The sequence below is a fragment of the Nocardia sp. 149-1B genome, from assembly GCF_057747975.1.
The window spans coordinates 1,723,269-1,737,693 of sequence record NZ_CM173233.1 but is presented as its reverse complement, the minus strand read 5'-3'; the positions used below and the strand labels follow the sequence as shown (position 1 = coordinate 1,737,693).

12 protein-coding genes and 1 pseudogene are annotated in these 14,425 nt (G+C 72.3%); all 13 read right to left on the bottom strand.

All coding sequences use genetic code 11. From position 1 onward, the window contains the following. Window positions 1–92 precede the first annotated feature (92 nt). A complete protein-coding gene (locus AC3ANS_RS08295; protein WP_488295682.1) occupies window positions 93–830 on the bottom strand; it encodes a cell division protein FtsQ/DivIB in 738 nt (245 codons plus the stop codon). Next, window positions 823–2,157: a UDP-N-acetylmuramate--L-alanine ligase gene (murC, locus tag AC3ANS_RS08290; RefSeq protein WP_488295681.1), complete on the bottom strand. Its 1,335-nt coding sequence runs from the start codon at window positions 2,155–2,157 to the stop codon at window positions 823–825. Before murC ends, AC3ANS_RS08295 begins: the two co-directional genes overlap by 8 nt. Further along, window positions 2,132–3,230, bottom strand: a pseudogene (murG, locus tag AC3ANS_RS08285) (undecaprenyldiphospho-muramoylpentapeptide beta-N-acetylglucosaminyltransferase); the annotation flags it as partial. The gene murC and the pseudogene murG, both read right to left, overlap by 26 nt. An 11-nt stretch (window positions 3,231–3,241) precedes the next feature. After that, on the bottom strand, window positions 3,242–4,498 hold the full coding sequence (gene ftsW / locus AC3ANS_RS08280) for a putative lipid II flippase FtsW (RefSeq protein ID WP_488295680.1): 1,257 nt from the start codon (window positions 4,496–4,498) through the stop codon (window positions 3,242–3,244). 38 nt (window positions 4,499–4,536) lie between these two features. Then, a complete protein-coding gene (gene murD, locus AC3ANS_RS08275) occupies window positions 4,537–6,003 on the bottom strand; it encodes a UDP-N-acetylmuramoyl-L-alanine--D-glutamate ligase (protein WP_488295679.1) in 1,467 nt (488 codons plus the stop codon). Beyond that, window positions 6,000–7,109 carry a phospho-N-acetylmuramoyl-pentapeptide-transferase gene (mraY, locus tag AC3ANS_RS08270; RefSeq protein WP_488295678.1) on the bottom strand — a complete coding sequence of 370 codons (1,110 nt, stop codon included), beginning with the start codon at window positions 7,107–7,109 and terminating at the stop codon, window positions 6,000–6,002. The genes murD and mraY overlap by 4 nt, the downstream gene beginning before the upstream one ends. Then, entirely contained in the window at window positions 7,106–8,542 is a 1,437-nt protein-coding gene (locus AC3ANS_RS08265) for a UDP-N-acetylmuramoyl-tripeptide--D-alanyl-D-alanine ligase (protein ID WP_488296458.1), read from the bottom strand. Before AC3ANS_RS08265 ends, mraY begins: the two co-directional genes overlap by 4 nt. Beyond that, complete coding sequence (locus AC3ANS_RS08260) at window positions 8,539–10,035, bottom strand: UDP-N-acetylmuramoyl-L-alanyl-D-glutamate--2,6-diaminopimelate ligase (protein ID WP_488295677.1); 1,497 nt, start codon at window positions 10,033–10,035, stop codon at window positions 8,539–8,541. The genes AC3ANS_RS08265 and AC3ANS_RS08260 overlap by 4 nt, the downstream gene beginning before the upstream one ends. 25 nt (window positions 10,036–10,060) lie before the next feature. After that, on the bottom strand, window positions 10,061–11,821 hold the full coding sequence (locus AC3ANS_RS08255) for a peptidoglycan D,D-transpeptidase FtsI family protein (protein ID WP_488295676.1): 1,761 nt from the start codon (window positions 11,819–11,821) through the stop codon (window positions 10,061–10,063). A 32-nt stretch (window positions 11,822–11,853) separates the two neighbouring features. Beyond that, complete coding sequence (ftsL, locus tag AC3ANS_RS08250; RefSeq protein ID WP_488295675.1) at window positions 11,854–12,462, bottom strand: cell division protein FtsL; 609 nt, start codon at window positions 12,460–12,462, stop codon at window positions 11,854–11,856. Then, entirely contained in the window at window positions 12,459–13,415 is a 957-nt protein-coding gene (rsmH, locus tag AC3ANS_RS08245; protein ID WP_488295674.1) for a 16S rRNA (cytosine(1402)-N(4))-methyltransferase RsmH, read from the bottom strand. Before rsmH ends, ftsL begins: the two co-directional genes overlap by 4 nt. 1 nt (window position 13,416) lies before the next feature. Then, complete coding sequence (locus tag AC3ANS_RS08240) at window positions 13,417–13,587, bottom strand: hypothetical protein (protein WP_488295673.1); 171 nt, start codon at window positions 13,585–13,587, stop codon at window positions 13,417–13,419. 254 nt (window positions 13,588–13,841) lie between these two features. Beyond that, window positions 13,842–14,276, bottom strand: coding sequence for a division/cell wall cluster transcriptional repressor MraZ (gene mraZ / locus AC3ANS_RS08235; RefSeq protein WP_488295672.1), 435 nt, complete (start codon window positions 14,274–14,276; stop codon window positions 13,842–13,844). Between the last annotated feature and the right edge of the window lie 149 nt (window positions 14,277–14,425).

Genomic DNA, 14,425 nt, shown 5'->3' with positions numbered 1-14,425 from the left:
GGCAGCGAGCGCGCCCAGATCGTGGCGACACGCCCAAGAGCATCGATCCGTCGCGGACTTCGTGGTTCGGAGCTCGGGTCCGCCGGGTCCGCTCAGGGGTGGGTGGTCGGCCGGCCGGGCACGCTCACGTCGTAGTGCGGCGCGCGCGGCACGGCGACCAGCAGGTCGGCGAGGACCCGGGCCTTGAGGTCGGAGTCGTCCGAGCTCCCCCACTCCACCGCGCGGCCGTCGTGCAGCTGCAGGGAGATCTCGTCGACCGTGGACACCTCGACGTGGTCGACCTTGGCCTGGAGGTCGGAGGGCAGCGCCGCGACCACGAGCGCGGCCTCGCGCAGCGCGTCGCTGCCGGTGTCGCCCCCGGTCTCGACGCGGGGCAGCCCCGGCGGGGCCTGGGCGTAGTCGCGGAACACGACGCCTTCGGAGTCCATGCCCTGGAGACGCCCGCCGATCTCGACGACGGCCACCGGCACCCGCTCCTCGACCTCGATCCGCACCTGGTCGGGCCACTGGCGCGACACGTCGGCGGAGCGCACCGGCGCGAGCGCCTCGACCCGCGAGCGGATCCGGTCGAGGTCGACCCGCGCCAGGGCCTCGCCCGTCGGCACGGCGGCCGCCTGGCGCACCTGCGCGGCGCTGAGCTGCTCGACCCCGTCGACCTCGACGCCCGAGACCGACAACCACGAGGAGAAGTACACGAGCCAGACGCCGCCGACCAGCACGGCGACCAGCAGCACCACCGCGGCGACGTAGCGCCAGGCCAGCCAGCGGCGCGCCCACTGGCGCCGCGCGAACCGGCGTCGGGTGCGCTCCGCCGGGTCGCGCCTAGCCACCGAGCAGCTCCAGGACGCGTGGGCCGATCTGCGTGACGGTCCCGGCGCCGAGGGTGAGCACGAGGTCACCGGGCCGGGCCCGGGCGACCAGCACCGCCGCGACGTCGTCGAAGGAGGACACGTAGGCGACGCGGTCGGCCGGCAGCGGCACGGCGGCCGCGACCATCGCCCCCGTCACGTCGGGGTCGGCGTCCTCGCGCGCGAGGTAGACGTCGAGCACGACGACCTCGTCGGCCGCGCCGAGGGCCTGCCCCATCGCGGTGCCGAAGATCCGGGTGCGCGAGACCAGGTGCGGCTGGAAGGCGACCACGACCCGGCCGGGACCGGCGACGGCCCGGGCGGCCTGCAGGTCCCCGGCGATCTCGGTCGGGTGGTGGGCATAGCTGTCGTAGACCCGGACTCCCCCGGCCTCGCCCTTGCGCTCCATGCGTCGCTTGGTGCCGGTGTACGACGCGAGTCCGTGGGCGAGCTCGCCCGCGTCGTGCCCGAGCTCGACCCCGGCGGCCAGCGCGGCCAACGCGTCGGCCAGGTAGTGCTCCCCCGGCGACCACAGCGTGACACCGTCGAGCGCGCCGGGCTCGCGGGCCGAGACCGTGACGACCCGACGCCCCGCGGCGCGGTGCCGGGCCGCGAGCGCGGCCGCGCCCGGGTCGTCACCGACGCACACCAGGAACCCGTCGGGGTCCAGGGTGTCCGCGAACTCGTCGAACGCCGCGGCGTACGCCTCGGGAGTGCCCCACTGGTCGAGGTGGTCGGCCTCGACGTTCGTCACGATCGCGGCGTAGGGCGCGTAGTGGAGGAACGCGCCGTCGCTCTCGTCTGCCTCGGCGACGAACAGGTCCCCGGACCCCTCCGCGGCGTTGACGCCGGTTGCGGCGAGGTCGCCGCCGATGGCGTACGTCGGGTCCGCACCCGCGGCCTGCAGCGCCACCGTGAGCAGTGAGGTCGTGGTGGTCTTGCCGTGGGTCCCGGCGACCGCGACGACTCGTCGGCCGGCCATCACGGACGCGAGGGCGGCCGATCGCGGCAGCACCCGCAGGCCCTGGCGCACGGCCTCGAGGTACTCGGGGTTGTCCTCGCGCACCGCGGTCGAGACCACGAGGGTGTCGACGTCGTGGACATGCTCGGCGTCGTGGCCCAGGTGCACCCGCGCGCCCAGCGCCCGCAGCGCCTCCAAGGTCGGGGAGTCGGTGCCGTCGCTGCCGCTGACGGCGATGCCGCGCGCCAGCATGATGCGCGCGATGCCCGACAGGCCGGCGCCGCCGATGCCCACGAAGTGGACGCGGCCGAGCTGGTCCGCCGGGAGCATCTCGTCGGGCACCGGCACCTTCATCGCGCGACCTCGAGGACGATCCGCGCGACCTTCTCGTCCGCGTCCCGCGGGATCACCGCGGCCGCGGCGGCGCCCATCGACGCCAGCCGTTCGGCATCGGTGGCCAACTGGGGCACCGTCCCGGCGACCCACTCGGTGGTGAGGTCGGCGTCGTCGACGAGGATCCCTCCGCCCGCGGCCACGACCGACGCCGCGTTCTTCCGCTGCTCGCCGTTGCCGATCGGCAGCGGCACGTAGATCGCCGGCAGCCCCACGGCCGCGGCCTCGGTGACGCTGTTCGCGCCGGACCGGCAGATCGCGAGGTCGGCCGCGGCGAAGGCCAGGTCCATCCGGTCGATGTACTCGACCACCACGTAGGGCACCTCGGTCTGCGCGGGTTCGGCGCCCCCGTGCTTGCCCTCGGCGTGCAGGACCTGGACGCCCGCCGCGGCCAGCGCACCCGCCGCGCCGGACACGGCCTGGTTGAGCCGGCGCGCGCCCTGCGAGCCGCCGGTCACCAGCAGCGTCGGGCGGTCCGGGTCGAGACCGAAGAACTGCCGCGCCTCGGCCCTGCGGGCGGCGCGGTCCAGGCCGGAGATCATGGACCGGATCGGCAGCCCGACGTACTCGGCCCCACGCAGTGGGGTGTCGGGGAAGCTCACCAGCACGCGACGGGCGAACCGGGCTCCGGCCTTGTTGGCCAGGCCCGGCACGGTGTTCTGCTCGTGGATCACCAACGGGACCTGGCCCTTGCGGACGGCGAGGTAGAGCGGCATCGACACGTAGCCGCCGTAGCCCACGACCACGTCGGGACGGATCCGGTCGAGCACGGCCCGCGTCTCCCGGACCGCGGCGCGGAGCCGGGCCGGGACCTTGAAGAGGTCGGCGTTCGGCTTGCGCGGCAGCGGCACCGGAGGGATCAGCTCGAGGGGGTAGCCCGCCTCGGGGACCACCCGGTTCTCGATCCCGCGGGGTGTGCCGAGGCAGGTGATCTCGATGTCAGGAGACAGGCGGCGCAAGGCGTCGGCGGTGGCGAGCAGGGGCGAGGTGTGGCCGGCGGTGCCGCCGCCGGCGAGGAGAACGCGCATCGCGGACAACCCTAGACGCGGGCCGACAGCCCGGCGGAGCGAGCCTTCTTGCGCTGGGCCAGCGCCCGGGCCGCCTCGGGCTCCCGGCGCGCGAAGCCGATGAGCAGGCCGAGTGCGACCAGGGACGGCACCAGCGCGGAGCCGCCGTACGACACGAGCGGCAGCGGGATGCCGATCACCGGCAGCAGCGCGAGCACCATGCCGACGTTGATGATCATCTGACCGAGCAGCCACACCACGATGCCGAACGTCGTGTAGCGCACGAACGGGTCCTGGGTGTGGCTGGCGACGCGCACCGCGGCGTAGGCGATCGTCAGGAACAGCACGATCACCAGGAGCGTGCCGATCAGCCCGAGCTCCTCGCCGAGCACCGCGAAGATGAAGTCGGTGTGGGCCTCGGGCAGGTTGCCCCACTTCTGCTGGCTGGCGCCGATGCCCTGGCCGAAGACGCCGCCGTGGGAGAGCGCGTAGAGACCGTGCGCGGGCTGCCAGCCCGCGTCGTGGAAGTCCTTGAACGGGTCGGCGAAGTTCGTCAGCCGAGCCCGGCGCTCCTGGCTGGTCGAGGCCAGCCAGATCGCGACCACCCCGATGACCGTCAGCGACACCGAGAACAGGCGGCCCGGCGCCCCTACCACCCACAGCATCGCCAGCATGATCGCCATCAGCACGAGCGCGGTGCCGAGGTCGTGGCCCACGACCACCAGGCCGACCACGAGGAGCATGCCGGGCACCACGGGCACGAAGACCTCGTGCAGGCTCCCGAGCCGCTTCTCCTTGCGGGCGTAGACGTGCGCCGCCCAGATCACGATCGAGAGCTTGGCGATCTCGGCCGGCTGGATCACGAAGGGGCCGACGCCCAGCCAGTTCGTGTTGCCGTTGACCGTACGGCCGAGGCCGAGCTGGGTGAGCGCGAGCAGCACCACCGACACCGCCATCGCGACCCACGCGAAGCGGCGCAGGAAGGAGTGCGGCAGGCGGGAGGCGATCCACGCGCAGGGGATGCCGATCAGCACCCAGAGCAGCTGGCGCTCCACGATGGCGTAGGAGCTGCCGTTCTTCTCGTAGGAGTAGACGCTCGAGGCGCTCAGCACCATGATCAGGCCGATGGTCAGCAACAGCGCGGACGCACCCAGCAGCAGGTAGTAGGCGGTCAGCGGCCGGTCGAGCGCGTGGCGCACGGCGGTGAACCATCCGAGCGCGGCCGGACGGCGACGCGGCAGCCCTCGAGACAGCCCTCGAGACATGTCGTCGGGGTTCGCCGTTGTCATCGCGGTCCCTCCCGTCGGCCGTGTGTGTCCCGTGTCTGTCAGAGCCTGCGTCGTACGGCTTCGGCGAACGCGTCGCCGCGCTCGGCGTAGTTGGTGAACATGTCCATGGAGGCGCAGCCGGGTGCCAGCAGGACCGTGTCGCCGGGTCGGGCCAACTCGGCCGCGGCACCGACCACGCGCTCCATGGCACGTCCACCGTGGTGGTCCTCAGTCTCTCCGCCGTCGACGACGATCACCGGCACATCGGGCGCGTGTCGCGAAAGCGCCCCAGCGATCACGTCCCGGTCGCGGCCGAGCAGCACGACGCCGCGCAGGCGGCCGCGCACCGCGGCGACGAGGTCGTCGAAGTGCGCACCCTTGGCCAGGCCTCCGGCGACCCACACCACCGGGTCGTAGGCCTGGAGGGAGGACTGCGCTGCGTGCGGGTTGGTGGCCTTGGAGTCGTCGACCCAGGTCACGCCGTCCTTCTCCCCCACGACCGCGATCCGGTGCCCGTCGGGGCGGAAGGAGCGCAACCCGTCGCGCACGGCGGCCTGGGAGACGCCGTGGGAACGGGCGAGGGCCGCGGCGGCCAGGGCGTTCGCCACGTTGTGCGGCGCCGGGGAGCTGAGGTCGGAGATCGTGCACAGCTCGGCGGCGCTGGTGTCGCGCTGCTCGATGAACGCGCGGTCGGCGAGGATGTCCTCGACCAGCCCGACCATCCCGACCCCGGGCATGCCGAGGGTGAACCCGACGGCCCGGGCACCCTCCCGCACGTCGGCCTCGCGCACCAGGCGCTCGGTCTCCGGGTCGGCGACGTTGTAGACGCACGCACGCTGGACCCGCTCGTAGACCCGGCCCTTGTCGGCGGCGTAGTCGCGCATGCCGGTCGGTCCGGCGTACCAGTCGAGGTGGTCCTCGGCGATGTTGAGCACCGCAGCGGACTCCGCGCTCATCGAGTCGGTGTAGTGGAGCTGGAAGCTGGACAGCTCGACGGCGAGCACGTCGTAGGGCTCGGGCTCCATCACCGCCTCCACGATCGGCAGGCCGACGTTGCCGACCGCCATGCTGCGCAGGCCCGCGGCGCGCAGGATCGCGTCGAGCATCTGGACCGTCGTGGTCTTGCCGTTGGTGCCGGTGACGCACAACCAGGGCGTGTGGTGGTTGGGGTCGCGCAGCCGCCAGGCCAGCTCGACCTCGCCCCACACCGGCACCCCGCGCTCGCGGGCCTGGGCCAGCAGCGGGGCCGTCGGACGCCAGCCGGGCGAGGTGACGACGAGGTCGACGTCGTCGGGCAGAGTGGCGGTGGTGCCGGGCCCGAGACGTACGTCGGCGCCGAGGACCTCGAGCAGCTCGGCCTTGGCGGGCCGGTCGCCGCCCTCGGACTCGTCGAGCGCGACCACGCTCGCGCCCAGGTGGTTGAGGTTGTCGGCGGCAGCGAAGCCGGAGACGCCGAAGCCGGCGACGACGGCGCGGACGCCGTCCCACGAGTCGTGTCGGCCCAGCGCGGACGGATCGCGGGTCACAGTCGGGCCACCCACTCGGCGTAGAAGATGCCGAGCCCGGCGGCCACGCACAGGCCGGTGATGATCCAGAAGCGGATCACGATCGTGACCTGCTCCCAGCCGAGCAGCTCGAAGTGGTGCTGCAGCGGCGCCATCCGGAAGACCCGGTGGCCGGGCTCGACCCGGAACACCCGTTGGACCAGTCTGGAGCGGCGCGAGAGCTTGAAGAACCCGACCTGGACCATCACCGAGAGCGTGATCACGAGGAACAGGCCACCGAGGATCACAAGGAGCAGCTCGGTGCGGGTCAGGATCGCGAGGCCCGCCAGGGCCGCGCCGAGGGAGAGCGATCCGGTGTCGCCCATGAAGATCGCTGCCGGCGGGGCGTTCCACCACAAGAACCCGAAGCACGCGCCCGTGATCGCCGCGGCGACGACCGCGAGGTCGAGCGGGTCACGTACGTCGTAGCAGAGCGGACCGGGGTTCTCCTGACAGAACTGGTTGTTCTGCCAGATGTTCACGAGCATGTAGGCGCCGAAGACCATCACGCTGGCTCCGGTGGCGAGACCGTCGAGGCCGTCGGTGAGGTTCACCGCGTTGCTGGTGCCGGTGATGATCAGCCACATCAGCAGCACGGCGAGCACGGCCGGCAGCGTGAACCAGTCGATCTCACGCAGGAAGGAGATCTTCTCCGAGGCGGGCGTCCGGCCGTGGGCGTCCGCCAGCCACGGCGAGAGCGACAGCGCACCGAAGACGAGGGCCACGAGCGTCTGGCCGATCATCTTCGCCTTGCTGCGCAGCCCGAGGCTGCGTTGCTTGGAGATCTTGATGTAGTCGTCGAGGAAGCCGACCATGCCCATGCCGACGAAGAGGAACAGCAGCAGCAGGGCCGAGGCGCTGGGCGCGTGGCCGGTGATCAGGTTGGCGCCGAAGTAGCCGATGAGCGTGGCGAGGATGATCACGACCCCACCCATGGTGGGCGTGCCCCGCTTGGTGTGGTGGCTGGTCGGCCCGTCGTCGCGGATCTCCTGGCCGTAGCCGAGCTTCGTGAACTGGGTGATCGCGACACGGGTCCCGAGCAGCGAGATCAGCAGGGCCAGGCCACCTCCGAACAGGATGGCTCTCATGTCGCGCTGGGGTCTCCCTCCACCTCGGGCGCCGTCTCGTCGACGGTCTCCTCGTTCGTGGGCTCATACTCGCCGGGCGTCCACTCCGGGTCCAGCAGCGCGTCGGCGACGACCCAGAGGCCGATGCCGTGCGACGCCTTGACCAGGACGACGTCCTCGGGCAGCACATTCTCTCGCAGCCACTCGGTCGCCTCGTCGACCTCCTCTGCGACGACCGCGTCCCCCGTCCAGGCGATGACGGCCTCGGCCCCTTCGACCACGCCGCCCGCGGCTTCACCGATCGCCACGATGACGTCGGTGCCGAGCCGGGCGGCCGCCCGGCCGACCTGGACATGGCCCTGGAACGACTCGCGGCCGAGGTCGAGCATCTCGCCCAGGACGGCGATCGTGCGCCGGTGGCGACGGTGCCCGATGATCGCCAGCGACTCGAGGGCGGCCGTGGTCGAGGCCGGGTTGGCGTTGAAGGCGTCGTTGATGACGATCAGGCCGTCCTCCCGCGCGTGCATCTCCATCCGCATCGGGGAGGCGGCGGTCGCAGCGGAGAGGGCCGTGGCGATGTCGTCGAGCGGGATGCCGACGGCCAGGGCCATCGTCGCGGCGGCGAGGGCGTTCTGGGCCTGGTGCAGGCCGCTCTGCTGGAGGTGGACCTGTCGCAGCTCCCCGTCATAGCCGATCTCGAAGGACACCCGGCCGAGATCGTCGACCTCGGCACCCTGCTCGGTGACGTCGGCCTCGTTGGGACCGAAGGTCATGACGCGTCCCCGGGTGCGGGAGGCCATGGCCGCGACCAGCGGGTCGCCGGCGTTGAGGACCGCGGTGCCCTCGGGCTGGAGCGCGGCGACGATCTCGCCCTTCGCGAAGGCGATCGAGTCGCGGCTGCCGAACTCGCCGATGTGGGCGGTGCCGACGTTGAGGACGGCGGCGACGTGCGGCGGGGCGATCTCGCAGAGGTACTTGATGTTGCCGATCCGGCGGGCACCCATCTCGAGCACGAGGAACCGGGTCTCGGGGTGGGCACGGAGCACGGTCAGCGGGAGACCGAGCTCGTTGTTGAAGCTGCCCGCGGTGGCGACGGTCGAACCGGCGGCGGACAGGATCCGCGCCAGGTAGTCCTTGGTGCCGGTCTTGCCCTGCGAGCCCGTGACGGCCAGCACGGTGGCGTCCAGCCGCCGCACCACGTGGGCGGCCAGCTTGCCGAGCGCGACGACGGGGTCGCGGACGACCACCGTGGGGGCCTCGGTGGCCCTGCTGCCGAGGACGGCGTGCGCGCCGGCCGCGTAGTCGTGTCCGTCGACGTTCTCACCCACCACCGCGACGAACAGCCCGCCCGGGACGGCCTGCCGGCTGTCGACGTACGCCGGGGCGTCGACGACGACGTCGGGGTCACCGACCACCTGGCCCCCGACCACCTTGGCGATCTTGCCCAACGTCATCGCAAGCACGCGATCTCCTCTCGCACCACATCACGGTCGTCGAAGGGGTGGACCACTCCGGCGATCTCCTGTCCAGTCTCGTGTCCCTTGCCTGCGATCAGCACGATGTCGCCCGGCTCGGCGCGGCGGACCGCCTCCCGGATCGCGGCTCGCCGGTCGCTGATCTCGATCGCCTCACCGGTGTCGACGCCGGCCAGCATCGCGGCACGGATCGCGGCGGGATCCTCGCTGCGCGGGTTGTCATCGGTCACGATCAACAGATCGGCCAGCCGCGCCGCGATCTCAGCCATCAGCGGCCGCTTGCCGTGGTCGCGGTCGCCACCCGCACCCAGGACCACGATCACCCGGCCCTCGGTGAGCGGACGCAGCGTCCCGACCGCGGCCTCGACGGCGTCGGGCTTGTGGGCGTAGTCGACGACCACCACGAAGTCCTGTCCGGCGTCGACGCGCTCGAGGCGTCCGGGGACCCCACCGCTGGCCGCGATGCCGGCGGCGACCGCCGCGGCGTCCAGGCCGGCCTCGCCGGCAGCAGCGACCGCGGCCAGCGTGTTCGCGACGTTGAAGCCGCCGGGCAGCGGGCATGAAGCCTGGATGCGTCCGCCGTCGGGAGCGAGCACGGTGAAGTCGGACCCGTTGGCCCGCAGCACGACGTCGGCCACACGCCAGTCGGCGTCGGCGCCGGCGGCCGAGAAGGTGCGCACCGGGATGGTCGTCTCGCCGGCCAGGCGACGCCCGTGGTCGTCGTCGAGGTTGACCAGGGCGAGCCGGGCGCGCTCGGGCGTGAACAGCGAGGCCTTGGCGGCGTAGTAGTCCTCCACGTCGCGGTGGAAGTCGAGGTGGTCACGGCCGAGGTTCAAGAAGACCGCGACGTCGAACACGACCCCGTCGACCCGGCCCATCACCAGCGCGTGGCTCGAGACCTCCATCGCGCACGCTGCCACGTCGCGCTCGCGCATCATCGCGAACAGCCCGTGCAGGTCGGGCGCCTCCGGGGTGGTCAGCGAGGTCTTCACGTCGTCGCCCGCCACCCGGGTGCCCACGGTCCCGATCACCGCTGCGCGAACTCCGGCCTGCTCGAGGCCGCCTTCCAGGAGCCGGGTGGTGGTGGTCTTGCCCTGGGTGCCGGTGACGCCGATCATCCGCATCGAGGCCGCCGGCTCGCCGTAGATGCGGGCGGAGAGCCGCCCGAGGACCGCTCGCGGGTTGTCCACGACCAGGTGCGGGACCTCCACCGGTCCGCGGTCGGCGCCCACCGGATCGGTGAGGATCGCGACCGCCCCGGCGCGCACCGCGGCGTCCGCGAACTCGATGCCGTGCGAGCGGCTGCCCGGGAGTGCGGCGTAGAGGTCACCGGGCCGGATCCGCTGCGACGACAGCGAGACGCCGGTGATCTCGATCCCCGTGCCGTCGCCACGCAGGTCGGCGCCGGCCCACGCTGCCACGGTCGTGAGCGGGGTCCGGGGCGGCCGCACGGGCCGGGTCGGGTCGCTCACCACGCGAGGCTATCGCTGGGCCGGTCTACCACTCGACGGGGAGGCGTGAGGGCCGCGTGCCGGTGGGTGGTACGGCGTACCGCTGCAGGGCGTAGCTCATGATCTTCGCGAACGCCGGGCCGCCGACCGACCCGCCGCCACCGCCGTTGCGCGGGTTCTTGACCACGACGTAGACGGTGAACCGCGGGTCGTCGGCCGGCGCGAAGCCCGCGAACGAGACGTCGAACGTCCCGTCGTAGCAGCCGCACTCCTCGCCGACCGCCTGCGCGGTGCCGGTCTTGCCGGCCACCCGGTAGCCCGGGATCGCGGCGCCCGGCGCGACACCGACCTCGGGGTCGACCACGCGCTCCATCATCAGCATGGTGCTGCGCGCCGCCTGGGCGCTGACGACCCGGCGCTTGGTGGTGGTGTCCGTGCCCACGACGTCACCGGTGTCGGTCGTGGCCTTGCCCTCGATGATGGACGGGGAGACCCGCACGCCGCCGTTCGCGATGGTGTTGACCGCGGTCGCCATCTGCACGCCGTTGACCGACACCGACTGACCGAACGCGATGCGGTCCTGCATCTGGTGGGTCCAGGTGCTGCCGTCGGGCAGCAGGCCCTGGGTCTCGCCACGCACCCCGATGTCGGTGCGCTGGCCCAGGCCGAACCGGTGCAGGTAGTCGTAGAGCTGGCCCTGCTCGAACTTGTCGGCCGCCAGCACCGTGCCGATGTTGGAGGACTTCGCGATGACGCCGGCCAGCGTGAGGTGGAGCGTGCCGTGGGAGAACCAGTCGTTGATCGGGCGGTCCTCACGCATCAGCTGGGGCGGCACCACGATCTTGGTGTGCGGGGTGACCAGGCCGAGGTCCATCAGCGAGCTGACCGTGAGGACCTTCTCGACCGAGCCGGGCTCGTAGACGTCCTGCATGGCTCGGGAGCCGAGGTCGTCCTTGGGCGAGTCGGTGGGGTCGTTGGCGTCGAACGTCGGGTAGTCCGCGAGCGCGAGCAGTTCCCCCGTGCGGCTGTCCATGACCACCGCGAAGCCGCTGTCGCCCTTGGCCGCCTCGACGGTCTGCCCCAGGACCCGCTGCGTGTACCACTGCAGGTCCTCGTCGATGGTGGTGTGCAGGTCCTTGCCGTCGACCGGGTCGGTGACGGTGCTCTCGCCCAGCGGGATGCGGTTGCCTCCGCCGACCTCGTAGCGGGCCGACCCGTCGGTGCCGGCCAGCTGCCGGTCGAAGGTGCGCTCGAACCCGGCGAGCGGTTCGTCGGTGCCCATGAAGCCGACCAGGTTGGCCGCCACGTCGCCGGCCGGGTAGTCCCGCAGCGGGTCGCGCCGGCTGGCGAGCCCCTCGAAGCCGGCGTCCTTGGCGGCCGCGAGGACCTCGGTGGCCCGGGTGGCGGGCACCCGTCGGGCGATGTACTCGAACCGGCTGTCGTGCTCGCGCAGCTTGTTCAGCGTCGCGACGTAGTCGACGTCGAGACGGTGGTAGAGGAAGCGTGCGATCTGGGGCGCCTTGTCGGCGGTCATCTGAGGGTCGGCGACGATCATCAGCCCGTCGATCGAGCCCGCCAGGGGCTTGCCGTTGCGGTCGAGGATGTCCCCCCGCTCGGCGGGCAGCACGACCTTGACGAGTCCTTCCGCCGCGGCCATCTCGGCGTAGGAGTTCGGGTCGACTCCCTGCAGCTGGACCAGGCGCGCCCCGAACACCGAGAGGACCATCGCGATCACGACGAAGCCCGCCCGCAGACGCAGCTGCGGGGAGCCCCGGCGGGAGCCACGGGGTGGACGGGTCTGGCGCACGAGGTCTCCGGTGGTCTGGGGCGGCGTCGGGGTCAGCGTCGGGTCTGGTGCTGCTGGTGCTGTTGTTGCTGCTGGTTCTTCTTACCGCCTCCGCCGCCGTTCCCGGCGCCTCCCGAGCCCGTGTCGTTCGAGGGGTTTGGCGAGCCGTGGGTCGGCGACGCGGTCACGTGCACGACATGGGGGGTGGGATCGAGGGAGGCCGGCTTCACCGGGGGCGGCGGGTTGATCGGGAACGGCACGCTGCCGTCGGCCGCGCACGGCTGCCCGGACACCTTGCCGCTGCCGAGCCGCACGAACGCCGGCGTGCACGCCTGGACCATGCCGAGCTTCTGCGCGGCCGCGGCGATCCGTTGCGGGTCGCGCAACGCGTCGAGCTCCATCTGGAGACCCTGCTGGCGCGCGGCGAGCGTCGTCGCCTGCCCCTGCAGGGCGGTCGCGGCGAACGACGACTGCTGCATCGAGGTGTTGAACAGCAGCAGCCCGACGACACCGCCGAGCAGCATCACGGTCACCAGCGCGACGAACGGCACCCGGGCGGCCCGGGCGCGGGTGCGGGGGACGACGGTCAGCCGAGCACGCTCGACCGCGACCTCGGCGATCCGCGGCACCCGCGAGCGGATCTGGGGCACTGGACTGCTCATGCTGCTCCCTCGTTGATGCGCTCGATCGCGCGCAGCCGGACCGACGCGGCGCGCGGGTTCTCGGAGATCTCCTCGGCGTTGGCCTTCTCGGCACCCCTGGTCACCAGGCGCAGCGCCGGCTCGTGGCCCGCGGGCACGAACGGCAGGTCCTCGGGGACGTCGAGGCGGGTCGCGGCGACGAACGCCTGCTTGACCAGCCGGTCCTCGAGCGAGTGGTAGGACTCCACGACCACGCGGCCGCCGACGCCGATCGCGTCGATCGCCGCCGGGATCGCGCGGCGCAGTACGGCGAGCTCGTCGTTGACCTCCATGCGCAGCGCCTGGAAGGTTCGCTTGGCGGGATGTCCGCCCGTACGCCGGGCCGGAGCCGGGATCTCGGCGTACAACAGCTCCACGAGGCGCCCCGAGCGCGTGAACGGCTCCTTGGCCCGTTCGCGGACCACGGCACCCGCGATCTTGCGGGCGAACCGCTCCTCGCCGTACTCCCGCAGCACCCGGGCCAGGTCGGCAGCCTCGTAGGTGTTGAGCACGTCGGCGGCCGTGATGCCGGTGCTGCCGTCCATGCGCATGTCGAGCGGTGCGTCCTCGGCGTAGGCGAAGCCGCGCTCGCGCACGTCGAGCTGCATCGAGGAGACGCCGAGGTCGAACAGCACCGCGTCGACCGAGGCGAGCCCGAGGTCGGCCAGGACGGAGGGGATCTCGTCGTAGACCGCGTGCACTCCGGTGAACCGGTCGCCGAACGGCGCCAGCCGCTCCCCCGCCATCGCGAGTGCCTGCGGGTCCCGGTCGATCCCGACCACGCGGGCGACCTCGATCCGGGAGAGCACCGCCTCGGTGTGCCCGCCGAGCCCGAGGGTGGCATCGATGAGAACGGCGCCGTCACGCTCGAGCGCCGGCGTCAGCAGGGCGACGACCCGGTCGAGGAGCACCGGGACGTGGGAGGGGGTGCGCACGTCAGGCCTGTCGGGCCAGGAGTGCGAGGAACAAGAACCCGAGCGCGACCCCGAGCGATGTCACGGCCGAGAACGCCATCAGGGTCGCCGCGTCGCGGGCCTGGTGCCGGACGCGGCGTGCCGGCGCCTCGACCGGTGCCCCGACCGGTGCCTGTGCTGGCGCGATGCTCATGTGTTCGACCCTCGTGTCCCGGAAGTGTCCAGCGGTGGCTGGTGCAGAAAAGGGCGATCCGCCTGACCAGGTCCCTGCCCGCTCCCGGTCGGTGACTGGGAAGTTGTCATCTGGAACCGGGGAAGGTGCCCCAGATGACGGCCGTCTGGAACCGGGGAAGGTGCCCCAGATGGCTGCGGGAGCGGGCTCGAGACCTCGTCCTGCGGATCGCTGTGGTGTTGTCGGTGTCGTGCTCTTGCGGTGGTGCGGTGCCGCTAGCTGGGGCTGGGTGCCGGCTGCTCGTCGAGCTCGGCGAACTTGGCCTGCGCGCCGGCCGAGTACTCGCGCCAACGGGCCGGGTCCCAGATCTCGATCCGGTTCATGACGCCGATCACGACCACGTCGCGGTCCAGCGACGCGTACTCGCGCAACGGGGCCGGGATGCTCACCCGGCCCTGCTTGTCAGGGGTCCCCTCGTCCGCGCCGGCGAACAGGATGCGGGCGTAGTCACGCGCGCCGCGCACCGTCATCGGCGTGGCCTGGGCACGCGCGGCCTCCTCCATGAAGACGTCCGTGGGCCACACGACCAGGCAGTTCTCCTGACCTTGGGTCACCACGAGCCCCTCCGCGAGTCGGTCCCTGAACTTGGCCGGGAGGAACAGCCGTCCCTTCTCGTCGAGCTTGGGGGTGTAGGTGCCCATGAAGAACATCGGGCGCCTCCACTCCGGTCCACTCAGCGTGACCCTTCCTCCACTGCGCTCCACTTTACGCCACTTTGCTCCACCGTCAACCATTCGAGAGGCGCGGCGCGGCGCGGTCGCGCCGCAGTGCGCGGTGGCGCCGGGCCGATCACGACGAG

Bases quoted from the DNA above. Each gene is read 5' to 3' on its own strand.
- ftsW (WP_488295680.1), bottom strand. From the start codon at position 4,498: ATGACAACGGCGAACCCCGACGACATGTCTCGAGGGCTGTCTCGAGGG.
- mraY (WP_488295678.1), bottom strand. From the start codon at position 7,109: ATGAGAGCCATCCTGTTCGGAGGTGGCCTGGCCCTGCTGATCTCGCTG.
- AC3ANS_RS08265 (WP_488296458.1), bottom strand. From the start codon at position 8,542: ATGACGTTGGGCAAGATCGCCAAGGTGGTCGGGGGCCAGGTGGTCGGT.
- ftsL (WP_488295675.1), bottom strand. From the start codon at position 12,462: ATGAGCAGTCCAGTGCCCCAGATCCGCTCGCGGGTGCCGCGGATCGCC.
- AC3ANS_RS08240 (WP_488295673.1), bottom strand. From the start codon at position 13,587: ATGAGCATCGCGCCAGCACAGGCACCGGTCGGGGCACCGGTCGAGGCG.
- mraZ (WP_488295672.1), bottom strand. From the start codon at position 14,276: ATGTTCTTCATGGGCACCTACACCCCCAAGCTCGACGAGAAGGGACGG.